A 23,670-nucleotide genomic window follows, 5' to 3' on the forward strand; every position below is an offset into this window, starting at 1 on the left:
GCAAGGCGCTCCGCGTGGTCCCGTACACAGGCACCGCAGACGACCGCCCCGGCACCGTCATCCAGAACCGAGGCGTCGCAGCCTCACCGCGCGGCGCGCGCGGCGGAGTCGGACCGGGCGACATCGGGAACTTCATCGTGACCGCGCACCGAACCACGCACGGACGCCCCTTCGGCCGCGTGCCGCAGCTGAAGAACGGCGACCACGTGCTCGTCGCCGCCAACGGCATGATCTACGACTACGTGATCGACCGGACGATGACCATCTCGTTCCGCAAGCCCGCCGAGCTCGCCCAGCAGAACGCCGCCGTTCCGGGCAGCCCGGGCGTGCGGCCCACGCAGGCGAAGATCACCCTGAGCACCTGCGCCACCCCGGAAGACCATGCCCAAGGCAACTACTGGAAAGACGCCCTGGGCAACCCGGAGCACCGCATCAACAAGATCGGCACCCTCGTCGCGACCAGACCTGCTTAAGCGCGGCCGAACTTCCACCACTTGGGCTTGTTGGCCTTGATCTCTTCCTCGGTCAGCGGCGGCGGAACCGGCGGCCGCGACTCCTCGGTGAGGAAGTCGCCGGACTCGGTGTCGTAGGCCGTGACGCCGAGGCGGCGGCTGATCTCCATCACCAGCGGGATCGAGCGGGCGCCGTCGTTCAGGTAGAAGGTGATGTCCCGGACGTCGACCCCCTTGCCGATGGTCAGCTCGACGTCGTGGTCGTCGCCCTGCAGCACCAGCCACGACCGCTTGCTGGCGTCGACGCCGGGCGCGACCGCCCGGACGATCTCGACCACCTCGTCCGCGGTCCCCAGCGACGGTGGCGCGTAGTCCTCCGGCAACTCGTCCAGCCGGCGGACACCACCCGGTCCTCGCAACGCGTAAATAGCCCAGCTCATGCCCCCACAGTACGGGCGGCGAGAAGCGCGAACGTCAGGTACTCACCCTTGTCCTGCTCCAGCATCTCCAGCGCGGCGTCCGGCGCCCCGCGGTGCGCGCTGCAGGCCTGGGCCCAGGCGAGCCAGTCCTGCCAGCCGGACTCCTGCAGCCGGGCCGACGTGACCTCGACCAGCTCGGTGATCTCCCAGTGGAACCGCCACCAGTCCGCGGTGTGCCAGGCGACCGCCTCCCAGCCGACCAGCTTCTTGATGTGCTCCGGGATGTGCCCCAGCTCGCGCACCTCCCGCCGCAACGCCGGCGTGGCGACGCCGAGCTGCCCGCCGGGCTTGAGGAAGCCGGTGAGGTAGGCGAGGTAGCCGTCCGCCGTACCGAAGTACTCGTAGGCGTCGATGCAGACGATCGCGTCGAAGAACCCGCGGGCGAACGGCAGCGCGTGCGCCTCCGCCTTGATCGCGGTGATGTCGAGCCCGGCGAAGTTGGCCGCCGCCTCCGTCGGGTCGATCCACAGGTCCGCGGCCCAGACCTGGACGCCGTACTCCTTGGCCAGGAAGACGCTGGTCGCGCCCTTGCCCGAGCCGAGGTCGAGGACGCGCATCCCCGGCTTCAGGTCGAGATCCCTGGCGAGGTCCTCCAGCAGCCAGAGCGGGTGCGGGCCCATGTCGTTGGTGAGCACCCACTCCGCGTCGTACTTCGAGGACAGCGGGTACTCGGGCCTGTTCAGCAGATCCATGGGGTCAACCCAACCGGGCGTGGCGAGGGGGCCGCAACCAGGTTTCGAGGTTGTGAGCAGCTCCCGGTCCAGGCAGAGTCGTCCTATGCGGATGGAGGCGATGGACGCCGACGGGCTGCGGCAGGTCGAGACCTGGCTGGCGGCCGACCCGGTCGGCGGTGCGATCTTCGGCGGTTTCTACGGTGATGCCGTACGCCGCTGGGCGCCGTTGCTGGAGGCACCCACGCGCTTCGGGCGGCTCGTTCGCGACGACACCGGGCCGGTCGGGTTCGTCGACCTGGAGGTCCTGGACGACGAAGCCGAGATCACGTACTACGTCGTACCGGATCGTCGCGGGCAGGGCCTCGGGCATCAGACCCTGGCACTGCTCGTCGAGTTGGCCCGCGAGCAGGGCGCGACGTCAGTCCATGCCGGCGTCGAGCCGGCGAACGCGGCCAGCCTCGCGACCTTGCGCGCGGCGGGCTTCACGGACCTCGGCGAGGACGAGTACGGCGATGTCGAGCTGACCCTCGACCTCACCGAAAAACAGGTGTCCTGAGGTCGGCGCACTCACCATCATGGGTGGATGGATCCGACCATTGAGCACTTCTACCGCGACCGTTACGTCGAGCACGACCGGCTGTCCCGCAGTGGGCACGGGCAGCTGGAGTTCCTCCGGACGCAGGAGCTGATCCGGCGGCACCTGCCGAAGCCGCCCGCGCGAGTGCTCGATGTCGGTGGGGCGACTGGCGTCCATGCGCGGTGGCTGGCGGCTGATGGGTACGACGTGGAGCTGGTCGATCCGCTGGAGGAGCATGTCGCTCAGGCCTTGCGGAGTGGAGGATTCGCGGCGTCGGTGGGTGATGCTCGCGCTTTGGCTCAGGCTGACGACAGCGTTGACGTCACGTTGCTGCTCGGGCCGCTGTACCACCTGGTCGAGGCGGCTGATCGCCTGCAGGCGTTGCGTGAGGCTCGGCGGGTCACTCGGCCCGGCGGACTGATCGTTGCCGTCGGCATCAGTCGGTACGCCGGGCTGTTGGAGTGGGGGAACAACGGGCGGCTGACCGCCGACAAGCTGCCGGTGTTCGAGGGGCTGTTGTCCACAGGCTTGCATTTCGATGATCCGAACGGCTTCACCACCGCGTACTTTCATGGTGTCGGCGAACTCACCGAGGAGTTCGCCGCCGCAGGGCTGGTGGAGGTCGCGGAGTTCGGTGTGGAAGGGCCGGCCGCGCACACGCTGGAGAACGCCGTCGGCGACGAGATCGACCGGCTGATGCTCGCCGCGGTGACGTTGGCGCGATTCGTGGAGGTGGATCCTGGGATGGTTGCGAGCAGCCTGCACTACTTGGCTGTGGGGCTAGTAGACGGAGTAGCCGCCGTCGATGAGGAGGACTGAGCCGGTCATGAACGAGCTCGCCGGACTGGCGAGGTAGACGACGGAGGGGGCGATCTCATCAGGGGTTGCGTAGCGTTGCTGGGGTGCGTCGAGGATCCAGTTCTGGCGGAACTCGGGCTGGTCGACCGGCGCCATGTCGGTCTTGACGTAGCCCGGCGCGATCGCGTTGACGCGGATGTTGTGCGGGGCCCACTCGGCCGCCAGGCTGCGGGTCAGGTGATGGACGGCTGCCTTCGAGGCGTTGTACGACGCCTGCCACTGCGGGCGGTTGACGATCTGCGCGGACATGCTGCCGACATTGACGATCACGCCACCGCCGGCCGCGATCATGCCGCGGGCGACCGCCGTACTGGTGTTCCACAACGCGGTCAGGTTGAGGTCGATGACCTGCTGCCACTCCTCGTCCGGGACCTCGAGCGCCGGGCGGTGAATGGCGACGCCGGCGTTGTTCACCAGGACGTCGATGCCGCCCAGCTCGGCGGTCACCTGCTCGACCATCGCGGTCACGTCCGCTTTGCGGGTGATATCGGCGGTCACGCCCAGACCCCGGCGCCCGCGCTCACCGATCTCGGCGACCACCCGGTCGTTGCGCTCGGTGTCGCGCCCGGCGATCGCGACGTCCGCGCCCGCCTCGGCCAGCGCGAGCGCGAAGGCCCGGCCGAGACCACGGTTCCCACCGGTCACCAGAACCCGGCGACCGTCCAGCCCGAAAGTGTCCAGCACGCTCATCCGGTACTCCGTAACGTTGGTGGCGGGTGACTCAGCGTAGGACACGGCGCCGAGAGGTCGCGGATCGATGTCAATAGCTGCAACCCGGTACGCCGTCCGGCGTGTCCCGCAGTAACATCATCCGGCGGTTCGGGCCAGGGGGTGGTCACCGGTCGCCGTTGGACTTTGAGCGGGCCGGCTGACGGCCGCGAACTGGGGAGACGCAACACCGTATGGCGAATGATGGAGCACCCAAGCCTGGGCACTTCCTGCCCGGCGGCGACGGCGACCAGCCCGCCACGCCCACACCGGCCGCAGCACCGCAGTCCTCGGTCGCGCGGTTCGCGCCACCCGCCGCGCAACCAGAACCTGCGGGTGCGCCGACCGTCGCGGGGACGACGCCGGATGTCGCCCAGGGCGAGCAGGCATCGGCCACTGCGCCCAGCGCCGAAGGCGCGGGGGCTTCGGGCGGCCAGGCCCCCTTCCCCTCCTCATCTCCCACTGCCACAGGCGGTGCGGGGTGGACGCCTGGTGCGGGGCTGACGCCGTTGGTGGCGCCTACGCCTCGGTTGGGGGCTGATGCTCCGGCTGGGCCGCCGCAGTTGCAGGGGTCTCGGATTGGGGCGCCTCCGCCTGGGGATGCTGCGGTGGCTGCGTTCAATGCTCGGTATCGGCCGGAGCCGTTGCCGTTCGTGCCGAAGAAGCGGTCGAAGTTGTTGGTGGCCGGGGGGATTCTCGGCGTGATCGTGCTGCTCGGTGGGGTCGCGTTCGGTGGGACGAAGCTGCTGTCGTCGTACGACGACTACGTCGCGAACCCGGTGGGTAGGCCGTCGGTGGTTGGTACCGATGAGCCGGCCAACGCGAAGCCGTCGGGTGAGGCGACGCCGGATGCCGTACTGACTGGGCAGAGCAAGCTCTATACGGTTGGGAAGCTCAAGGCGGTCGGGTGCAAGGAACCGGCGTACCGGCCGACGACCAAGGACAACGTTCGGGCGTACCACGAGGCGCTGCTCGCCTGCCTGAACAAGGCGTGGGAGCCGGTGGTGCGTGCGGCCGGTGCCGAGTTCAACCCGCCAAAGCTGGTGATCTTCGACAACGGCCAGGAGACCGCGTGCGGCGTGCACGACAAGGCGCTCAACACGTACTGCGCGGCCGACGGCGGCGTGATGGCGATGGAGTGGGAGGACTGGCCGGAGGAGTACGCGAAGAGCCGGCCGCTGGCGCGGGTCGACATCGCGTACGACCTGGCGTACATGTACGCGCTGCACGTCCAGCACCTGACCGGGATCTTCGAGGCCTCCGGTTCGATGCAGGACACCGCTCCGAACGAGAAGGCCCGGCTGGAGCTGGATCGCCGGCAGGCGTTGCAGGCGGCCTGTCTATCGGCGGTGTTCCTGACGACGGAGAAGGCGACGTTCCCGCTGCGTGGGGAGCTGCTGAAGCAGTACCAGTGGCGGAGCAAGAACAGCGGCGACGAGCTCACCGAGGACAAGGTGCGCGACCACGGGTCCCGCAAGAGCGTCGAGCAGTGGATGGCCAGGGGCTTCGGCAGCGGCGATCCGGGCGCCTGCAACACTTTCACGGCGACCCCCGCCAAGGTCAGCTGACGCGAGAAGACTGGGACCCCGATGACCGAGCTCGACCCGCCCACCCCGTCTCCCGACACCCCTGACGCTGTTACGCCTGCTCTGGAGGCTTCCAGCCCGGAGGGTGCGGGCTCGTCCGCGCCGGAGGTTGGCAGTGCGCCTGCACCGGGGGTTGGCGGTGCCACAGCTTCCGGCGCTCCTGCGCCTGGGCACTTTTTGCCTGGTGGGGGCGGGGAGCGGGGGGCTGCTGCGGAGGCTGTGAGTCGGCCGGTTCGGCGGGGGCAGCCGGTGGGGTTGGGGAAGGCCGAGCCGGTGTCGGCCGGCGAGCCTACTCAGCGGAAGGGGGCTCCGTTGCCGACTGAGCCCGGGCAGGCTGGGTACGGCGCTCCGCCGCCGGCTCCGTTGGCGGGGGCTCCGTCGACGCCGTTGACGGGGACTCGGCAGCGTGGTGGGGCCCGGCCGGTTGGGTGGAGTACGCCGTCGGCTCGGCAGGCGCCGCAGTTCACTGACCCGCCGCTGGCTCCGAAGCGGGAGCTGCCGAAGGCGCTGCTGATCAGCGGCGCCGTGGCCGGAGTTGTTGCGCTGGTCGGAGCGGCCGTCTTCGGGTACCGCGCGATGAACACCTTCGACACCGTCGCGAACCCGCTGTCCAACCCGTCGGTGAAGCAGACCGAGGTCCCGATGGCGCCGCCGCAGCCGACCGTCACGGTGACCGCGACGCCGGTGCCGGACGCCGTACGGGTGAAACAGAACGGCCTCTACAAGGCCGGCAAGGTCGCCGCGGTCAACTGCACCGAGTCCAAGGTCAGGCCGAACTCCGAGGCCAACGCCCTGCGCTACTACCAGGCGATGCTGCCCTGTCTCAACCGGGCGTGGGCACCGCTGGTCCGCAAGGCAGGGTACGAGTTCCGGCCACCGAAGCTCGTTCTCTGGGCCAAGAACCAGTCGGCCTGCACCAGCGAGGGCGATCTGTCGTTCTACTGCGGTGGCGACGAGACGATCAACGTGCGCGTCGGTGACGACGTGAAACTGTTCGGCCGCAACGCCGAAGCCGGTCGCTCGCACCTGCAGAACACGATGGCGCACGAGTACGCCCATCACGTACAGATGCTGACCAACATCCTGATCTCGTCCAGCTCTCGTGAGGGCTGGGCCAAGGGCGAAGCCGCCAAGCTGGAGGAGAGCCGCCGGATGGAGCTGCAGGCCCAGTGCCTGGCCGCGGCCTTCCTCGGCGCCAACAAGTCCGCGCTCCGGCTGACCGGCGAACGCCTGGAGCAGTGGGAGTGGCAGACGCAGCACTCCGGCGACGAGTACAACCCGGACAAGAAGCGCGACCACGGCTCCCGTAAGAGCCAGTGGGCGTGGTCCGCTCCCGCCTTCAAGTCCGCGAACCCGGCGTCCTGCAACACCTTCGTGGTCCCCGCCGCGAAGGTGAGCTGACGCCGCACCGGCAAGCGCGGGCTGGGCGCCGCGCTGACGGAGTGCGAGTCGACGCCGTGTCGCCGGGCGTCAGTTAGATGTCGCGCCTGCAAGCGCGGGCTGATCGGCGTACGGGTCAGAGGGCGAGTTTGAAGCCCTCGTGGCTCATGGTGAAGCCGAGGGTGGTGTAGAAGCGGTGGGCTTCGGTGCGGGTTTTGTCCGACGTGAGTTGGACCAGGGTGCAGCCGCGGTTGCGGGACGCTTCGATGGCCCACTTCATCAGGGTGGTGCCGAGGCCGGTGCCTCGGGTGGAGGGGGCGACGCGGACGGCTTCGATCTGGGCTCGGGTGGAGCCTCGGCGGGACAGGCCGGGGATGAACGTGAGCTGGAAGGTGCCGACCACCTCGCCGTTGCGGTCGGCAACGATGAGGAGCTGGTTCGGGTCGGCGTCGAGGGCGGCGAAGGCTTCGGCGTACGGCGTGAGGTCGCCGAGCGACTCCCGGGTGCTGCCGAGCTGGTCGTCGGCGATCAGCGTGACGATGGCGGGGACGTCGGCGAGCGTGGCGCGGCGGATCTCGACAGCGGTCATGGACAGAGTTTCTCAGGCGGCTGAACCGGTTAGTTGAGCGGGTCAGTACCTTTCGTTCGTCACAGTCATTGCCTTATGCAATCACATTGCGTTAGCCAGAAGGCGTTTGCGGGTCACCCGTGCGGGCACGAGTGGGTCAGACACCACTGCACCGCCCGTGGCCGGGGTCGCGTGGAGGCGGTGCGCGTGGCGGCGGTGCGGGCTCAGTCCGGAAGGAAGATGTCCGATGAGCGCACCACTGGCAATCGACTTCACCCAACCCTTCGAAGATGCCTTCGGCAAGCTTCTCGGGTTCATCCCCAACCTGCTCGGCGGCCTGGTCATCCTGGCGGTCGGGTACTTCGTGGCGAAACTGCTCGGCAACCTGGTCGGCAAGCTGCTCGGCAAGGTCGGTTTCGACCAGTGGATGGAACGGGCCGGCGTGTCCGGCGTCCTGCAGCGGTCCGGCACGGGGCTGACCGCTTCGGCGATGCTCGGCAAGGTCGTGTTCTGGTTCGTGTTCCTGATCAGCTTCACGATGTTCGCCTCCGCGCTCGGCGTACCGGAGATCTCGAACTTCATGAGTTCGATGCTCGGCTACATCCCGCGGATCTTCGCCGCGATCGTGATCGTCTGCCTGGCCGCGCTGTTCGCGAACTTCCTGGCCGCGATCATCCGCGGGGCCACCGGCAACGAGACGCTGGCCAAGGTCGGCAAGTACGCGATCCTCGTGTACGCCGCGTTCGCCGCGCTGACGCAGCTGGGCATCGCCGTTCAGCTGACCGGCAACACGCTGCTGATCGTGCTCGGTGGTGCGGCGCTCGCGCTGGGTCTGGCTTTCGGTCTCGGTGGCCGCGAGATGGCCGGCGAGGCGCTGCGCACGCTGTTCGACCGGGGTCAGGCGATGGCCGCGAACCGGCCGGCCGGCGGGGCTGACGCGTCGTACCAGAACGGCACCGACGCGTCGTACCAGAACGGGAACGGTCAGGGCAACGGTTACCAGACTGATCAGTCCGGTTACCCGAGTGAGCAGCAGTACCCGACCGAGCAGTACCCGGCGACCCACGGTGCGCCGCAGACCGGCGGGTACTCGAACGGTACGACGGGTGCCAACGGCAACTGGACCGGCGAGAACACCACCAACTGGTCGGACGGCCAGCGCTAGACCCTCTTGCCGGTGGGGTCACCACCGGTGGGAGTTACCCGGGTGGGTGCGATCGGATCGGATCGCACCCACCCGGTTTGCTCGTGGGACTTGAACAGGTTGGCGGGACTTCGGACACGCTATGTGTTGTCCGAGGTCCCGCTTTCCTGTTCAAGGTCCCGGGTTCAGTCCTGGGTGGCGTCCGGGCCGGCGCGGCGGACGTCCTCGACCTTGGTCATCGCGTCGCGCAGATCCTTCAGCCAGGTCTCGCTGTGCTGGGCGACCAGCTTCACGCACCAGCCGAGGGCGTCGCTGCGGGAGCGGGCCACGCCGGCGTCGACGAGGGTGTCGAGGACCTGGCGCTCGGGCTGACGCAGGCGGGTCATCACGGGGGCGGACAGGGAGGTGAAGACCGTCCGGGTCTCGCCGCAGCGGACGCCCCACGCCACCTTGCGGCGGGTCGAGTGCTCGAGCTCCTGGGCGATCTCGATCCGGCGCTCACGGGTGTTCTCACGGAACTGCTTGATCCGGCCCTCTTCGGCGGCGGACCGTGCGGCCGGGCTGACGTCCCCGGCCTGCTCGGGCGCGGCGATGGTGCCGACGATCAGGATCTCGTCCCGATCGAGGCTCACCTCCGGGGCGCCTTCGAACCACTCCTGCGGGAGGCGGCCTGTCAGCCAGCCGCTCACCCGGTCATCGTCTGTACTCATGCTTACATGATTACACCGCAATCAAAATCTTGTCAGTAGGTGGGGTGGAAACAGCAGCGGCCCGGTCCGGGACGGGGGCCGGACCGGACCGCTGGGTTCTGGGGATCAGGCGGTCGGCTGCTTGAGCGTGTACGCCGTACGGATTGTTGTGTGGGCCTCGGGGGCGGCTTCGGTGTGGTCGAGGCCCAAGAGGATGGCGCCTACTACGGGTGGGACCTCGACGATCTGGGGGATCGCTTTGGGGGCCGCTGCTGCTAGTTGGGTGGTGATTTCTTCTAAGAGGAGGGGGTGGTTGGCGGTGAGGACTCCGCCGCCGAGGATTACTGGGGTGGGTTCGTCGAGGAGGTTGAGGCGGCGTAGGGCTACTACGGCCATGGTGACGATTTCTTCGGCTTGGCGGTGGACTACTGCGGTGGCTACCTGATCTCCGGTGGCGGCTACCTGGAAGAGGATCGGGCCTGCTTCCAGGCGGCGTGCGAGTGGGATGTCGCCCAGGTGCATCGCTTCGATGAGTTCGGGCATGGAGTGGACGCCGAAGTGTTGGGGGAGGACGGTCATCAGGGCGGTGGCGGGGCCGCGGCCGTCGTCGGCTCTCGCGGCTGCCCAGATCGCCTCTTCGGCGAGCTGCTGGCCGCCGCCCCAGTCGCCGGAGATGCGGCCGACGGCTGGGAAGCGGGCGGTGCGGCCGTCCGGCAGCAGGCCGCAGCAGTTGATGCCGGCGCCGCAGACGACGGCTACTCCGCGGGGTTCGTCGAGGCCGGCGCGGAGGAGGGCGAAGGTGTCGTTGGCGACGTGCACCCGCGACGCCCAGCCGTAGGAGCGGAAGGCGTCGGCCAAACGCTCCTCCTCGATGGGGAGGTCCGCGTTCGCCAGGCACGCGGAGATCTGTTCCACCAAAGGGGGGAGGGAGGGGGAGCCTGCCGCCCCGAAACGCCTGTCGCCTTCGGTGACGGCGCCGGTGGCGAGGCCCGGCTGCAAAGCGAGGCCGTCTCCGGCGAAGGGCAGCCCGGCAGCGCGCGCGGCTTCCGCCACCAGCGGCAGCAGGCCGTCGACGGCGGTCTGGGCGCCGACGAGGTGGGGTTCGAAGCCGCCGCCTCTTGCGGTGCCGAGGATGGTGCCGTTGGCGGAGACCAGGGCTACGTCCGTTTTGCTGTTGCCGGCGTCGAAGGCGAGGACTCCTCCAGGGACCAACGGTGCCTGGAGGGCCTCGGCTTCGTTCGCCACGGTCACGCCCACGGGAGGTACTCGCGGTTGTGCGCGAGCAGCTTGTCGGTGAGCGCCTGGGCGTACTCGATCTGCCCGACGAGCGGGTGCGCCAGCAACGCCGTGAACACGCGGTCCGCACCACCCTTCAGAGCTGCTTCGAGAGCCAGATTCTCGTACGCCGTGACGTTCGCGACCAGCCCGGCGTACAACGGTTCGAGGGGTGAGATCGGCAGCGGCTTCGTCCCGGAGGCGTCGACCGTCGCCGGGACCTCGATCACCGCGTCATCGGGGAGGAACGGCAGCGCGCCGTTGTTCAGCGTGTTCACGACCTGAACGTCGCCGGTGTCGTTCAGCAACGACGACGCCAGCGCGACAGCGGCCTCCGAGTAGTAGGCCCCACCACGCTGCTCCAGCAGCGCTGGCTTCTCGTCCAGCGCAGGATCGGCGTACAGATCAAGCAACTGCTTCTCGATCGCCGCGACCTCGGCGGCCCGCGACGGCTTCTCCAGGAGCTCGCGGACGACCTCGTCGTGCGCGTAGAAGTAGCGCAGGTAGTACGACGGTACGACGCCCAGCTGCAGCAGCAGCGAAGCCGGCAGGTGCAGATCATCCGCCAGTTCACCCACGTGCGAGGCCAACAACGAGGGCAGCCGATCAACCCCGTCAACCCGTACGGCGCGCTCCCACGTCAGGTGGTTCAGCCCCACGTGATCCAGCGCCACCTCCTCCGGCGTCACCCCGAGCAACCGCGCGAACCGCCGCTGGAACCCGATCGCCACGTTGCACAGCCCGACAGCCTTGTGCCCCTCGGACAGCAGCGCCCGCGTCACGATGCCGACCGGGTTGGTGAAGTCGACGATCCACGCGTCCGGGTTCGACCGCCGTACGCGCTCCGCGATGTCCAGTACGACGGGAACCGTCCGCAGCGCCTTCGCGAGCCCGCCCGCGCCGGTCGTCTCCTGACCGACGCAGCCGCACTCGAGCGGCCACGTCTCGTCCTGGTTCCGCGCCGCCTGACCGCCGACGCGCAGCTGCAGCAGGACGGCGTCCGCGCCGTCGATGCCCGCGTCCAGGTCGCTGGTCGTGGTGACCTTGCCGGGATGTCCTTGTTTGGCGAAGATCCGCTGGGCCAGACCACCGACCAGCTCGAGCCGGTCCGCGGCCGGGTCGACCAGGACCAGTTCGTCCACCGGCAGCGAGTCACGCAGCCGGGCGAACCCGTCGACGAGCTCGGGAGTGTAGGTGGATCCGCCGCCTACGACTGTGAGTTTCAACCTTTGACCCCTGTGAGTGTGACGCCTTCGATGAAGGCCTTTTGGGCGAAGAAGAACAGGATGATCACCGGCGCCATCACCAGCAGGGTCGCTGCCATGGTGAGGTTCCAGTTGGTGTGGTGGGCGCCCTTGAAGGACTCCAGGCCGTAGCTCAGGGTCCAGGCCGCCGGGTTCTCGGACGCGTAGATCTGCGGGCCGAAGTAGTCGTTCCAGCAGTAGAAGAACTGGAACAGCGCGACGGCGGCGATGGCCGGGCGGGCCATCGGCAGCACGATCCGGACCAGCGCCTTGAACTCGCCGCAGCCGTCCACCTTGGCGGCGTCGACGTAGTCCTTCGGGATGGTCAGCAGGAACTGCCGGAGCAGGAAGATCGAGAACGCGTCGGTGAACGCCATCGGGATGATCAGCGGCCACAGCGTTCCGGACAGGTGCAGCTGCTTGGCCCAGAACAGGTACATCGGCACGATCACCACCTGCGGCGGCAGCATCATCGTCGCGATCACCAGCATCAGCGCCAGGTTCCGGCCGCGGAACTTGAAGCGGGCCAGGGCGTAGGCGACCGGGATGCTGGACAGCAGCGTCAGCGCGGTGCCCAACCCGGCGTACAGGAGAGTGTTCTTCCACCAGGTCAGGAAGCCCGGGGTCTCCCACACCGTGCGCAGGTTCTCCCAGTGCCAGGCGTCCGGCCACAGGTCGCGGGTCAGTGCCTGCTGGTCGCTCATCAGCGCGGTCAGCGCGACGAACACGAACGGCAGCAGGAAGAACAACGCGGCCGCGATCGCCAACGAGTGCACGGCGATCCAGTGCAGGAACCTCGTACGCCGTGCTGTGCGTCCCGCCGCGGTCATCGCGACCGGGGCGGCGGTCAGGGAAGTCGTCATCGTCATGTTTCGGCCAGGCCCCTCAGTCGTCCGTGCCCAGGAAGCCGCTGCGGCGGCGCATCAGTACGGCGGTGAACACCATCGCGAGCGCGAACAGCACCAGCGCGACCACACTCGCGCCACCGGTGTCGAACCGCTGGAACCCGAGGTTGTAGACCAGCTGCGGCAGCGTGAGCGTCGAGTTCTCCGGGTACCCGGGCTGGAACTGTTGCCCTGAGCCACCAATGACACCGCTCGCGACCTTCCCGGCCACGAGTGGCTGGGTGTAGTACTGCATGGTCTGGATGATCCCGGTGACGACCGCGAACAGCACGATCGGCGAGATGTTCGGCAGCGTGACGAACCGGAACTTCTGCCACGCTCCGGCGCCGTCCAGCGACGCCGCCTCGTACTGGTCCTGCGGTACGTCGAGCAGCGACGCCATGAAGATCACCATCAGGTCGCCGATTCCCCACAGTGCGAGGAGCGTCAGCGCCGGCTTCGACCAGGACGGGTCGTTGAACCAGCCCGGCTGGGGCAGGCCGAGGCTGCCGAGGATGTTGTTCACCGGACCGGTGCCAGGGTTGAGCAGGAACGCGAACGCCATCGTCGCGGCCACCGGCGGCGCCAGGTACGGCAGGTAGAAGGCGGTCCGGAAGAACCCGGCGCCGGTCTTCACCTTGGTGATCAGCATGCCGATGCCGAGCCCGAACAGAACTCGCAGGGTGACCATCACGATCACCAGCCACAGGGTGTTGCGCAGGGCCGGCCAGAAGAACGGGTAGTCGTTGAAGACGTAGGACCAGTTCTTCAGCCCGGTCCAGGTCGGCGGCGTGAACCCGTCGTACTTCATGAAGCTGAAGTAGACGGTGGACAGGAGCGGGTAGAGGAAGAAGACGCTGACGCCGATCAGCCAGGGGGACAGGAAGGCGAGGATGCGGAGCCGGTCCCGGCGCTGCTTGCTACGCAGCCCGGGCGCCGGCTTCACCAGAGTTGAGGCGGTCGTCATCACTTGGCCTGCGCGAGGTCCTTGTCGATCTGCTGGTCGGTCTTCGCCAGGCCGCCGGCCAGATCGGCCTGCTTGCCGGCCTCGAAGGCGAAGCCGAAGTCCTGCAGGGTGAGCTGGTACGCGCCACCGTTCGGGCTGGCCGGGGTGGTGCTGCTCTTCGGGTGCTGGGCGATCTCCAGGAAGACCTTGAAGTTCTCGTCGGCCTGCAGCTTGGGCGACTTCAGCGCGTCCAGCGTGGACGGCACGTTGTGGATCGCGTTGGCGAAGTTGACCACGGCGTCGGTGTCGGTGGTCATGTACTTGACCAGCTCCCAGGCCGCGTTCTGCTTCTCGCTGGTGCTGGCGATCCCGATGATCGTGCCGGACAGGTAGCCCTTGCCGTAGCTGTCGACCTGGTCGTCCGGCACCGGGAACGGCGCGACGCCGATCTCGAACTTGGCGCCGGCTTCCTTGGCCATCCCGAGCCGCCACTCGCCGTCGATCGCCATCGCGACCTGGCCGGTGTGGAACGGGTTCTTGGCACCGAACTCGTCACCGAAGGTGGCCCGGTACTTCTCCAGCTTGGCGAAGCCGCCGAGCTCGGCGACCAGGTTCTTCTGCCAGGTGAGCATCTTGCCGAAGGCCGGGTCGGCGGCGAGGTTCGACTTGCCGTCGGCGGTGAAGTACGTCGGGTTCCACTGCGCCGCGAAGTGCGTGGTGGTCGACTCGTAGCCGTGGAAGTTCGGCATGAAGCCGAGCTGGCTGAAGCTGTCGCCCTTGGCCTTGGTCAGCTTCTTGGCGGCGGCGTCGAACTCCGACAGCGTCTTCGGCGGGGCGGTGATGCCGGCGGCCTTGAACGCGTCCTTGTTGTAGTACAGGCCGTACGCGTCGTTCAGCAGCGGCAGCGTGCAGCGCGTGCCCTCGAACTGGGTGTAGTCCTGCAGCGCCTTCGGGAAGGTCTTGTCCAGGTCGACGTTCGACTTCTCCAGGAACGGCTTCAGGTCCGCGAAGACCTTCGACTGGCAGAACGTGCCGACGTTGTCGGTGGTGAACGACGAGACCACGTCCGGTGAGTTCGGGCCGCCGGCCCGCAGCGCCTGCTTGATCTTGTCGTCGTTGATGTTGCCGACGACCTTGACCTTGATGTTGGGGTGCGCGGCCTCGAAGGCCTTCACGTTGGCGTCGATCGCGGCCGCCTCGCTGGGCGCGGACCAGCCGTGCCAGAAGGTGATCGTGGTTTCCTTCGTGGCGTCGTCGCTGGCCGGCGGCGCGCTCGACGTACCGGTGCAGGCGGTGGCGAGCAGCGCGACCGCGGCGGCGGCGAGCGCGACCCTGTGAGTTGCCCTGTGGACACGGGACATGACGTTTCTCCCTGATCTGGCGCGTACGGATCCACCGGAGCAGGCGGCTCGCCTGTCCGTTGGAGGTTCTCGAGGTGGTGCGGGTGGTTAGTCGGTGCCGCCCCCGCTCGTCGGGCCGGCTGTGTCGAAGACTTCGTCGCGGGTGATGGTCAGGGCGGACTGCAGGGCCCCGGACAGCACAGGGTCGTTGGGTACGGCGGTCATCAGCAGCCGCGGGCGGGGGACGGCCAGCTCGGCCAGCTCCTCCTGGATCAGGCCGCGGAGGCGTTCGCCGCCGGCGGTGATCACGTCGCCGGCCAGGACGATCAGTTCGGGGTCGACCACGGCGACGACGGCGGCCAGACCGACGGCAAGCCGGTGGGCGAACTCGGCCAGTACGGCGTCGCCCGCGCCTGGGGTGTCCAGGGCGGCGGCGATCGCGGCTTCCGCCGTACGGGCTTTGAGGCCGTGGGACCGGGCCAGGGCCAGGACGGGTTCGCCACCGGCCAGTTCCTGGAAGCCGCCCGCGTTGTTGCGGCCGACGTTGCGGACCAGCGGCGTACCGGGCAGGGGCAGGAAGGCGACCTCACCCGCGCCACCGGTCGCGCCGCGGACGAGGCGGCCGTTGATGACGACCGCGGCGCCGATGCCCTCCTCGCCCCAGAGCAGGACGAAGTTGTCGCTGTCGGCGGCGTGGCCGACGCGCTGCTCGGCGACGGCGGCGAGGTTCACGTCGTTCTCGACCTCGAGCGGTACGGCGATCGCGGCGGCGAGCTCCTCGAGCAGATGCGGCGCGTGCCAGCCCGGGAGGTGCATCGCGTAGCGCAGTCGGCCGGTCGTCGGGTCGAAGCCGCCGGGAGTACCGATCGAGACGCGGTGCAGCCGGTCCTTGGTCAGGGCGGCTTCACCGAGAGCGCCTTCGATCGCCTTGACCACGCGCTCGACGGTGCCCTTGGCGCTGCGGCCGGGCGTCGGCAGTTCGTACCGGCCGACGACCTTGCCGGTCAGGTCGGCGACGGCCGAGCGGATCCGGGTCGGCGTGACGTCCAGGCCGGCGACGTACGCGATGCCGCCGTTGATCTCGTAGAGCTGGGCGTTCGGGCCGGGACGGCCGGCGCTGGTGCCGCTCGGGCGGACCAGGCCGACGTTCTCCAGGCGGGACAGCAGCTGGGAGGCGGTCGGCTTGGACAGGCCGGTCAGGTTGCCGAGCGTCGTCCGGGACAGTGGTCCCTGGGCGAGCAGCAGGTCGAGAGCGGCGCGGTCGTTCATCGCGCGGAGCAGGCGGGGAGTGCCGGGTGTACTGGCCATGCGCTAACCCTGCCCTCCTTCGGCCGTCTGATGCGGGTGCCGTGCCGATTCCCGCCAACTGTTAGGAAAGTTTCCTATTATCGCGAGACCGTACGGTGCGCGCCGGGCGGTGTCAATCAGTTGGGCGGACCGGTGACCGAACCGTGCTGGCCGGGCCGAAGGTTAGGGTGGGCTTACCTGGTCCGATCTGTGGGGAGTGCTTGTTCGTGGCGTACCAAGTGGGGGAGACGATCACCGGCGGCCAGGTGCTGCGCCGCGCGGTCGGCCGGCACCGCAAGCGGCTGGCGCTCGGGGTGTTCTGGCTGTCGCTGCACCAGGCGACCGAGGCCGCCGTACCGGTGACGATCGGCATCTTCGTCGACCGCGCGGTGTCGACCGGCCGGCTGGAGCCGCTGCTGTGGTGCGTGCTGATGATGGCCGGGCTGTTCGCCGTACTGTCGACGGCCTGGAAGACCGGTGCGCGGCAGGGGGTGCGCTCGGCCGAGTACGAGATGCACCAGCTGCGGCTGGAGGTCGCGCAGCGCGTGCTGGATCCGCGCGGTCACCGGACCGGGATGCGGGCGGGTGAGCTGCTGTCGATCGCTACGTCGGACGCGGAGAAGGCTGCGCTGATCATGCGGGCGTTGGCAATCGGTACGGCGGCGACCACGGCGCTGGTGGTGTCGTCGGTGGTGCTGCTGCTGATCGACGTGCCGCTGGGGCTGGGTGTGCTGGTCGGCGTACCGCTGCTGGTGGTGGGGATCCAGGCGCTGTCGCCGCTGCTGACTCGGCGGACCTCTACGCAGCAGGAGTCAGTAGCCAGTACGACGGCGCTGGCGACTGATCTGGTGAGCGGGCTGCGGGCGCTGCGAGGGATCGGCGCGCAGCACAACGCGGCGGAGCGGTACCGGCGGTCTTCGCAGGCGACGCTGCGGGCCACGTTGAAGGCTGCTTCGACCAATGGGTTGCAGGACGGGCTCACCACGGCGGCCAGCGGGTTGCTGCTGGCGGCGGTGGCCGGTGTGGCTGGGTGGTTCGCGTTGAACGGGCGGATCAGTATCGGTGAGCTGATCACGGTGGTGGGGCTCGCGCAGTTCGTGGCTGAGCCGGTGGGGACGCTGGGGTACGTCAGCCAGGTGCTGGCGATGTCGCGCGCTTCTGCTGCTCGGTTGGCGTCGGTGCTGAGCTCGCCGCCGTTGATGGTGACCGGGACTGTTGCCTCGGTGGATCCTGAGCGGCCGCTGCTGGAGCTTCGCGGGGTGGGGCACAAGACGTTGGCTGGAGTGGATCTGACGGTTGGGCGGGGTGAGCTGGTGGGGGTGCTCTGCTACGACCCTCGTGACGCGGATGCCTTGCTGGCGGTCGTTTCCGGGCGGGCTCCGGAGCACTCGGGGTCTGTCGCCGTTGGTGGGCAGGTGATGGAGGAGTTGGATATCGACCTGCTGCGGCGGTCGGTACTTGTGGAGCAGCACGACACGGATCTGTTCGAGGGGACGTTGCGGAGCAACCTGCTGGCTGGGTCTTCGGCTGATGAGGGCCGGCTGCGTGGAGTGGTGACTGCTGCGGCGGCTGTGGATGTTGTGGATGCGCACGCTGATGGGCTGGATCATCCGCTGTCGGATCGGGGACGGACGTTGTCGGGTGGGCAGCGGCAGCGCCTTGGTCTGGCGCGGGCGTTGCTGGCTGAGCCGCCGGTGTTGGTGCTGCACGACCCGAGTACTGCGGTGGACGCGGTGACGGAGGAGGTCCTGGCCGAAGGGTTGGCCGAGGTCCGTGGGGTGGCGACGTTGGGGACGTTGGTGCTGACGAGTAGTCCGGCTTTGTTGGGGAAGATGCATCGAGTCGTGGTGCTGGCCGACGGTGGAGTTGTTGCCGAAGGCACGCATGCTGAGCTGGCTGCGGGCAACACTGCTTATGCCGAGGCGGTGCTCCGATGAGTGAGCCTGAGCTGCTACCTATCGCTGGTCCCCGAACTACCTGGTCGGTGCTCTGGCGGGAGATTCGGCAGTTGCCGGGGACGTCTCTCGTTGCTGCTCTGGTGATCACCGTGGCGAGTGCTGCTGGGCTGGTGGCTCCCTGGGCGCTGGGCATGTTGGTGGACGACATCGCCTCAGGGGCCGACCGGTCGGCCGTCGTGCGGGTGGTGCTGCTGATCGGGATAGGCGCTCTGGTGTCCGGTGCGTTGACCACGATCGGCGTGACGCTGGTGGCGCGGGTCGGCGAGACCGTGCTCGCGCGGTTGCGGGAGAAGGTGCTCGATCGGGTGCTGCAGCTTCCGGCGCCCGTGCTGGACAAGGTGCGGACCGGCGACCTGCTGTCGCGCGTTGGCGACGACGTCTCGTCCGTGGCGGCGGCGTTGACCGAGATCGGGCCGGTGCTGCTGTCGGCGACGTTGACGATCATCCTGACGGCCGCCGGGCTGTTCGCGCTCGACTGGCGGCTCGGTGTGGCCGGCCTGCTGTCGATGCCGATGTACCTGTGGGCCCTGCGCTGGTACTTGCCGCGCTCCGCTCCCTTCTATGCCCGCGAACGCGCGGCACTCGGCGAACGCTCGGAGGCGATCATCACCTCGCTGCGCGGCAGCGCGACCGTTCGTGCGTACCGGCTCGAGGACACCCAGCTCGAACGGATCCGCGACCGCTCGGCGGTCGCCCGGGATCTCTCGCTGAACGTCTTCCGGCTGTTCAGCTTCTTCTCGTCGCGGATCAACCACGCCGAGTTCGTCGGCCTGACCGCGATCCTGACCGCCGGGTTCTTCCTGGTCCGCGGCGATCTGGTGACGGTCGGCGCGGTGACCGCGGCCGCGCTGTACTTCCACCGGCTGTTCAACCCGATCGGCGCGCTGCTGATGGAGTTCGACGCCGTGCAGACCGCGGCGGCTGGGTTGGCGCGGCTGGCCGGCGTAGTGGAGATCCCGACTGAGCCAGAGCCGCCCGCCGGCCCGGAGCCCGCCGATGCGACGCTGGAGTTGGTCGACGTCCAGCACTCGTACGACGGCCCGCTGGTGGTCGACGGTGCATCGCTCAAGCTGCTGCCGGGCGAGCGGGTCGCGCTGGTCGGAGCAAGTGGAGCCGGGAAGACCACGCTGGCCGCTGTGGCTGCCGGGGTGCTCGTGCCGACCGGTGGGGTCGTCCGGATCGGCGGAGTGGACATCCGGGAGCTCGGCGAGGCTCGGACGCGTTCGTACGTCGCCCTGCTGAGTCAGGAGGTCCACGTGTTCTCCGGGCCGCTCGTGGACGACGTACGGCTGGCCAAGGCCGACGCCACGGTCGACGAGGTCGAGGCGGCGCTGGAGCGAGTCGGAGCGCTGGCGTGGGTCCGAGCGTTGCCGGACGGGCTGGACACCCAGGTGGGCGAGAACGGCGAGCAGCTGACCGGTGCACAATCGCAGCAGGTCGCGCTGGCTCGGCTGGTCCTCGCAGACCCGGCGGTCGCCGTACTGGATGAAGCGACGGCCGAAGCGGGATCAGCTGGTGCGCGTGAGCTCGAGCGGGCGAGTGCTGCAGCCACAGAGGGCCGTACGACGCTGGTGGTGGCTCACCGGCTCACGCAGGCCGAGCAGGCTGACCGGATCGTCGTGATGGACCAGGGCAAGCTGGTGGAGTCCGGGACGCACGCGGAGCTGCTCGCGTCCCGGGGTCGTTACGCCCAGCTCTGGCACAGCTGGACCGGCACGGCTACTGAAGGCGCCAGTCGATAGGTGAACCGCCCTGCTCGACCAGCAGGGCGTTCACCCGGCTGAACGGCTTGGAGCCGAAGAAGCCGCGGTCGGCCGACATCGGGCTCGGGTGCGCGCTCTCGACGTACGGCGTATCGCCGAGCATCGGCTTGAGCGTCTGCGCGTCGCGTCCCCACAGGATCGCGACGAGCGGACCGCCGCGCTTCACCAGCGCGTGGATCGCCTGCTCGGTGACGGCCTCCCACCCCTTGCCGCGGTGTGACGCGGGCTTGCCCGGCTGCACGGTGAGCACTCTGTTGAGCATCAGTACGCCCTGGTCGGCCCACGGCGTCAGGTCGCCGTTGGTGGGCTTGTCGACGCCGACGTCGGTGATCAGCTCGCGGTAGATGTTCGCCAGGCTGCGCGGCACCGGCCGCACGTCCGGCGCGACCGAGAAGCTCAGCCCGACCGGGTGGCCCGGCGTCGGGTAGGGATCCTGGCCGACGACCAGCACCTTCACGTCCGCGAGCGGCCGCTGGAACGCGCGCAGCACGTTCTCCCCGGCCGGCAGGTACGGCCGCCCGGCGGCGATCTCCGCCCGCAGGAACTCACCCATCCGCGCCACGTTGTCACTCACCGGCTGCAGGGCCTCGGCCCAGTCCGCCGCGATCAGGTCACCCAACTTGGAACTCACCCGCCACAGCATCCCAGTCCTCGGGTCGTCGTGCACCCCGGGGTAGAGGAAGAGAGGAAGAGAGGAAGAGAGGAAGAGAGGAAGAGAGGAAGAGAGGAAGAGAGGAAGAGAGGAAGAGAGGAAGAGAGGAAGAGGATACTGCGGAGGATTTCGCGGGCTGACGTACATCCGTGTCAGGCCGGACCAGATGCTGACGGATGAAATACTGACAACTCAGCAGCGCTGGCTGGTGACAGAATGTAGCCGTGGAGCAGGTGAAGTGGGATGAATGCCGCCGACGGTACAACAGGCGATGGCCGAGGTTCAGTACTGATTTCGAAGGACTGATCGACGGCTTGCGGCGGCTCGAAGACGCGACGTCGGCCACGGTGCTGAGCGTGCAACTGCGGGACGGATATCTCGGCCGGCGCACCTGGCTCGGACAGGTTTCGGCTACTGAGCTCACTGCCATGCTCGCCGAAGCACGGGGATACACGATCGAAGTCACCTATGAAGATGGCTCTGTCGCGCACGTGTCGAATGCCAGGCATCCCAACTACCGGCAGATCTGGCACACAGCCGGCATGGCGCAAGATGCGGTGCACGAATGTTTCCGGGTGCAGCAGCGAATTGGATTACTCCGGCATGGATATGTAGCCCTGCCCGGCCTTGTCGCTTCGATAGGTGCGATCGTAGCGATGGCATTCGCCGTTGAGTTCGTTCCCGATCGCGGTATCTCGGCTCTGATCGGATTCCTCTCGGCCGCATTCTTGGCGCTCTCCGCCGTTTTGTGGCATCAGGGCGATGGAGGCGCGATTGGTGCGAGAAGGCGCGGCCGCGATCTTCGGCGACGTGGTCACTCCGGTGCACGCCGGCCCTCCGCGTTGGCCGGGAAGGTTGTTTTTCCCACCATTGACGGCTCCGACGTTGTCATGGGCTTCCTGGTCGCGCTGAGTGTTGTCCTTGTGGAGCACTGGATCTTCGGGAACTGATCAGGCCAACGGGTGACGTCAGAGCGTCGTGCACGTTGGCAGGGGGAGCAGGTGGCGGACGTCACGCAGTGTTTGCGTGTCGGTTGGTTGGAGGGGTGGTTCGAGCGGGTAGAAATGTCGGCGGCCCCGCAGGGTATGAGCTTGCGGGGCCTTTGCTATGCCAGGGGCCAGCTGAAGGTGGTGGACAGGGCGCCTGGGGTGTGACGGTTGTAGAAGCGGTGGGCGTCGGTGCGGGTGTTGGCGGAGTCCAGTTCGAGGTGGGTGGCGCCCTGGTCGGCGGCCCACTGGTGGGCGGTCTTCAGGAGCGTGGTGCCTACGCCGGTGGAGCGTTGGGTGGGGGAGACGGCGAGGTCCTCCAGCCAGCAGCGTTGGCCGAAGCGGACGGACTCGATGTCCAGGTACAAGGTGCAGAAGGCGATGACCTGGTCGTCGTCGGTGGCTACCAGTACGGCGGTGCGCGGGCCGGGGATGACGTGGGTGAGGCGGTCGGCGGCTGCGGCGGGGTCCCACTGGGTGGGCTTGGTGCCGGGTGGGGCGAAGAGCCAGTCGTAGGCGGCGACCAGCTGGGGGATGTCGGCGGTGGTGGCTTCGCGGATCATGGTCCGGAGCCTAGGGAGCCGTAGGGGATGCCGTACCGGTCCACTTCGGTGGAGGTTCTTCAGGCCACTAGATGCTGCAGGGCCTTGGTGTAGCGGCGGGCGTAGAAGTTCTGGGTGGTGCGGCCGAGGGGGCCGGCGAGCTTGGTGTACCAGGCGCCGGGGCGGCTGTAGGCGCGGAGGGTGAAGAAGACGCCGTCGGCCTCGTTGGTGACGAGGAAGGACTCCTCGCCGGACTCGGGATGGCCGGGGAGGGTGCCGTAGGCGAAGCCGATCTGGCCGTCGTCGTCGGCGGTCCAGACGACTCGGCAGGGGATCGTGAGCGGACCCAGGCGGCCCAGGCAGTTGGCGCCGATGGTGGCAGGGGTGTCGGTGGCGAAGATCCGGACGCCTGCCGCTCGGTGCATCTGCCAGGTGGTGACGACCTCGCCGGCCCGGCGGAAGAGTTTGTCGCCCTCGCCGAGCCGGGTGCGGAGGTCCATCCGGTGATAGCCCTCAGGGGTGCTGTCGAAACGGGTCGACCCGACCGCGTCGTACGAGAAGCGCAACGCGGCCAGGTCGTCCAAGGTCGTCATGGTGGTCAGGTGCCCGGTCAGCTCGACTTCAAGCCGGCGGTCTTGCCCTCCTTGAGGGCCTTGACCAGCGCCTTGACCTTCGCCTCGTCGAGCAGGACGACGCTCTGGCCGTTGCGGCGGGCGTTGGCGTTCTTGACCGGCATCGTCAGCGAGACCCCGTCGCCTCCACTGGCGACCTTGCGCATCGCGAGCGCGAACTTGGCCAGGTCGAACGGGCCCATGTCCTCGTCGACAGTCAGGGCGTCGGCGCTGGAGGTGCCGATCTTGTAGTACCGGTACGGGTTGACGAAGGTCTTCCAGGACACCGCCTTGTCGGCGACCAGACCGATCACCTCGCGCTGCCGGTTGGCCCGGCCGAGGTCACCGAGCTTGTCGACGTAGCGGGAGCGGACGTAACCGAGCGCCTTCGGGCCGTCCAGGTCCTGGCAGCCGGCCGGCAGGTTGATGTGCGCCTTCTGGTCCTTCATCGCCTTGTCCAGGCAGACGTTGACCCCGCCGACGCTGTCGATGATCGAGGCGAAACCACCGAAGCCGATCTCGACGTAGTGGTCGATCCGCAGGCCGGTGTAGTTCTCCAGGGTCTGGACCAGCAACTTGGGGTTCCCGTTGCCGAAGGCCGCGTTGATCTTCTCGTCGCCCTTGCCGGGGACCTCGACCCAGCTGTCCCGCGGGACGCTGATCAGGGCGGGCGGGCCGGAGTCGGGCACGTGCAGCAGGATGATCGTGTCGGTCCTGCTGCCGCCGACGGTGCCGGTGCCGAGCTTCTTCTTCTCCTCGGCGCTCAGCCCCTCGCGGCTGTCCGAGCCGACCATCAGGTACGTCGTACCGGATCCCTCCGCCGGACGCTTGCCGGCGGGGAACGCGTCGACCTTGTCGATGCGGCTCCACGCGTACAGCGGGACGCAGATCAGGGTCAGCACGAACAGCAGGATGACCAGGCCGATCAGGCGGCCGACCAGGCTGCGCCGCTTCTTGGGGCGGACCGGCTGACGGCCGACCAGGCGGGGGTCGATGGGCTGCGGTTGACTCATGGCACGACCGTATCGGGCCCGGCGGCCCTCCCGCCTCACCCCAGCGAACGGTTT

General features: G+C 68.5%; 24 protein-coding genes. 9 read left to right on the forward strand and 15 right to left on the reverse strand.

Annotated elements, in window-relative coordinates; all coding sequences use genetic code 11:
• Positions 1 to 14 precede the first annotated feature (14 nt).
• The gene (locus ACYVIO_RS12665; protein ID WP_460650901.1) at positions 15 to 473 is read left to right on the forward strand and encodes a class E sortase; all 459 of its coding nucleotides are present in this window, start codon (positions 15 to 17) and stop codon (positions 471 to 473) included.
• Here ACYVIO_RS12665 and ACYVIO_RS12670 read toward each other — a convergent pair.
• Both ACYVIO_RS12670 and ACYVIO_RS12675 read right to left on the reverse strand, forming a co-directional pair.
• Positions 470 to 892: a hypothetical protein gene (locus tag ACYVIO_RS12670; RefSeq protein WP_460650902.1), complete on the reverse strand. Its 423-nt coding sequence runs from the start codon at positions 890 to 892 to the stop codon at positions 470 to 472. The genes ACYVIO_RS12665 and ACYVIO_RS12670 overlap by 4 nt on opposite strands.
• Positions 889 to 1,623: an SAM-dependent methyltransferase gene (locus ACYVIO_RS12675; RefSeq protein WP_460650903.1), complete on the reverse strand. Its 735-nt coding sequence runs from the start codon at positions 1,621 to 1,623 to the stop codon at positions 889 to 891. Before ACYVIO_RS12675 ends, ACYVIO_RS12670 begins: the two co-directional genes overlap by 4 nt.
• Positions 1,624 to 1,708: 85 nt before the next feature.
• Between ACYVIO_RS12675 and ACYVIO_RS12680 the strand changes: the two genes are divergently transcribed.
• Together ACYVIO_RS12680 and ACYVIO_RS12685 are read left to right on the forward strand one after the other, a co-directional pair.
• A complete protein-coding gene (locus ACYVIO_RS12680; protein ID WP_460650904.1) occupies positions 1,709 to 2,161 on the forward strand; it encodes a GNAT family N-acetyltransferase in 453 nt (150 codons plus the stop codon).
• 27 nt (positions 2,162 to 2,188) lie between these two features.
• Positions 2,189 to 3,001: a class I SAM-dependent methyltransferase gene (locus ACYVIO_RS12685; protein ID WP_460650905.1), complete on the forward strand. Its 813-nt coding sequence runs from the start codon at positions 2,189 to 2,191 to the stop codon at positions 2,999 to 3,001.
• On the opposite strand, the gene ACYVIO_RS12690 is transcribed toward ACYVIO_RS12685, so the two are convergent.
• Positions 2,963 to 3,730, reverse strand: coding sequence for an SDR family NAD(P)-dependent oxidoreductase (locus tag ACYVIO_RS12690; protein ID WP_460650906.1), 768 nt, complete (start codon positions 3,728 to 3,730; stop codon positions 2,963 to 2,965). The genes ACYVIO_RS12685 and ACYVIO_RS12690 overlap by 39 nt on opposite strands.
• 626 nt (positions 3,731 to 4,356) lie before the next feature.
• On the opposite strand from ACYVIO_RS12690, the gene ACYVIO_RS12695 reads away from it, so the two are divergent.
• Together ACYVIO_RS12695 and ACYVIO_RS12700 are read left to right on the forward strand one after the other, a co-directional pair.
• Positions 4,357 to 5,316, forward strand: coding sequence for a neutral zinc metallopeptidase (locus ACYVIO_RS12695; RefSeq protein ID WP_460650907.1), 960 nt, complete (start codon positions 4,357 to 4,359; stop codon positions 5,314 to 5,316).
• A 330-nt stretch (positions 5,317 to 5,646) separates the two neighbouring features.
• Positions 5,647 to 6,735: a neutral zinc metallopeptidase gene (locus tag ACYVIO_RS12700; protein WP_460650908.1), complete on the forward strand. Its 1,089-nt coding sequence runs from the start codon at positions 5,647 to 5,649 to the stop codon at positions 6,733 to 6,735.
• 115 nt (positions 6,736 to 6,850) lie between these two features.
• On the opposite strand, the gene ACYVIO_RS12705 is transcribed toward ACYVIO_RS12700, so the two are convergent.
• On the reverse strand, positions 6,851 to 7,303 hold the full coding sequence (locus tag ACYVIO_RS12705; RefSeq protein ID WP_460650909.1) for a GNAT family N-acetyltransferase: 453 nt from the start codon (positions 7,301 to 7,303) through the stop codon (positions 6,851 to 6,853).
• A gap of 226 nt (positions 7,304 to 7,529) precedes the next feature.
• On the opposite strand from ACYVIO_RS12705, the gene ACYVIO_RS12710 reads away from it, so the two are divergent.
• The gene (locus ACYVIO_RS12710; RefSeq protein WP_460650910.1) at positions 7,530 to 8,447 is read left to right on the forward strand and encodes a membrane protein; all 918 of its coding nucleotides are present in this window, start codon (positions 7,530 to 7,532) and stop codon (positions 8,445 to 8,447) included.
• 164 nt (positions 8,448 to 8,611) lie between these two features.
• Here ACYVIO_RS12710 and ACYVIO_RS12715 read toward each other — a convergent pair whose 3' ends face one another.
• From ACYVIO_RS12715 to ACYVIO_RS12745, 7 genes are all read right to left on the reverse strand, one after another.
• Positions 8,612 to 9,136 carry a hypothetical protein gene (locus ACYVIO_RS12715; RefSeq protein WP_460650911.1) on the reverse strand — a complete coding sequence of 175 codons (525 nt, stop codon included), beginning with the start codon at positions 9,134 to 9,136 and terminating at the stop codon, positions 8,612 to 8,614.
• 105 nt (positions 9,137 to 9,241) lie between these two features.
• Positions 9,242 to 10,360 carry an N-acetylglucosamine kinase gene (locus ACYVIO_RS12720; RefSeq protein WP_460650912.1) on the reverse strand — a complete coding sequence of 373 codons (1,119 nt, stop codon included), beginning with the start codon at positions 10,358 to 10,360 and terminating at the stop codon, positions 9,242 to 9,244.
• Between the two features lie 2 nt (positions 10,361 to 10,362).
• The gene (locus tag ACYVIO_RS12725) at positions 10,363 to 11,616 is read right to left on the reverse strand and encodes a 6-phospho-beta-glucosidase (RefSeq protein WP_460650913.1); all 1,254 of its coding nucleotides are present in this window, start codon (positions 11,614 to 11,616) and stop codon (positions 10,363 to 10,365) included.
• Positions 11,613 to 12,503, reverse strand: coding sequence for a carbohydrate ABC transporter permease (locus ACYVIO_RS12730; RefSeq protein WP_460650914.1), 891 nt, complete (start codon positions 12,501 to 12,503; stop codon positions 11,613 to 11,615). The genes ACYVIO_RS12725 and ACYVIO_RS12730 overlap by 4 nt, the downstream gene beginning before the upstream one ends.
• 16 nt (positions 12,504 to 12,519) lie before the next feature.
• On the reverse strand, positions 12,520 to 13,485 hold the full coding sequence (locus tag ACYVIO_RS12735) for a carbohydrate ABC transporter permease (protein WP_460650915.1): 966 nt from the start codon (positions 13,483 to 13,485) through the stop codon (positions 12,520 to 12,522).
• Entirely contained in the window at positions 13,485 to 14,825 is a 1,341-nt protein-coding gene (locus tag ACYVIO_RS12740) for an ABC transporter substrate-binding protein (RefSeq protein WP_460650916.1), read from the reverse strand. The genes ACYVIO_RS12735 and ACYVIO_RS12740 overlap by 1 nt, the downstream gene beginning before the upstream one ends.
• A gap of 87 nt (positions 14,826 to 14,912) precedes the next feature.
• A complete protein-coding gene (locus ACYVIO_RS12745) occupies positions 14,913 to 16,112 on the reverse strand; it encodes an ROK family transcriptional regulator (protein WP_460650917.1) in 1,200 nt (399 codons plus the stop codon).
• A gap of 206 nt (positions 16,113 to 16,318) precedes the next feature.
• Between ACYVIO_RS12745 and ACYVIO_RS12750 the strand changes: the two genes are divergently transcribed.
• Entirely contained in the window at positions 16,319 to 18,028 is a 1,710-nt protein-coding gene (locus ACYVIO_RS12750; RefSeq protein WP_460650918.1) for an ABC transporter transmembrane domain-containing protein, read from the forward strand.
• Complete coding sequence (locus ACYVIO_RS12755; RefSeq protein WP_460650919.1) at positions 18,025 to 19,791, forward strand: ABC transporter ATP-binding protein; 1,767 nt, start codon at positions 18,025 to 18,027, stop codon at positions 19,789 to 19,791. The genes ACYVIO_RS12750 and ACYVIO_RS12755 overlap by 4 nt, the downstream gene beginning before the upstream one ends.
• Here ACYVIO_RS12755 and ACYVIO_RS12760 read toward each other — a convergent pair.
• Complete coding sequence (locus ACYVIO_RS12760) at positions 19,769 to 20,455, reverse strand: uracil-DNA glycosylase (protein ID WP_460650920.1); 687 nt, start codon at positions 20,453 to 20,455, stop codon at positions 19,769 to 19,771. The genes ACYVIO_RS12755 and ACYVIO_RS12760 overlap by 23 nt on opposite strands.
• A gap of 233 nt (positions 20,456 to 20,688) precedes the next feature.
• On the opposite strand from ACYVIO_RS12760, the gene ACYVIO_RS12765 reads away from it, so the two are divergent.
• Positions 20,689 to 21,414: a hypothetical protein gene (locus ACYVIO_RS12765; protein WP_460650921.1), complete on the forward strand. Its 726-nt coding sequence runs from the start codon at positions 20,689 to 20,691 to the stop codon at positions 21,412 to 21,414.
• A gap of 155 nt (positions 21,415 to 21,569) precedes the next feature.
• On the opposite strand, the gene ACYVIO_RS12770 is transcribed toward ACYVIO_RS12765, so the two are convergent.
• From ACYVIO_RS12770 to ACYVIO_RS12780, 3 genes are read right to left on the reverse strand one after another with little or no spacing between them, the layout of a single operon-like run.
• Complete coding sequence (locus ACYVIO_RS12770) at positions 21,570 to 22,013, reverse strand: GNAT family N-acetyltransferase (protein WP_460650922.1); 444 nt, start codon at positions 22,011 to 22,013, stop codon at positions 21,570 to 21,572.
• Between the two features lie 59 nt (positions 22,014 to 22,072).
• Positions 22,073 to 22,585, reverse strand: a complete 513-nt coding sequence (locus ACYVIO_RS12775) for a DUF1990 family protein (protein ID WP_460650923.1) — start codon at positions 22,583 to 22,585, stop codon at positions 22,073 to 22,075.
• A gap of 17 nt (positions 22,586 to 22,602) precedes the next feature.
• Positions 22,603 to 23,616, reverse strand: coding sequence for an LCP family protein (locus ACYVIO_RS12780; protein ID WP_460650924.1), 1,014 nt, complete (start codon positions 23,614 to 23,616; stop codon positions 22,603 to 22,605).
• Positions 23,617 to 23,670 lie beyond the last annotated feature (54 nt).

Source organism: Kribbella endophytica (genome assembly GCF_054781295.1).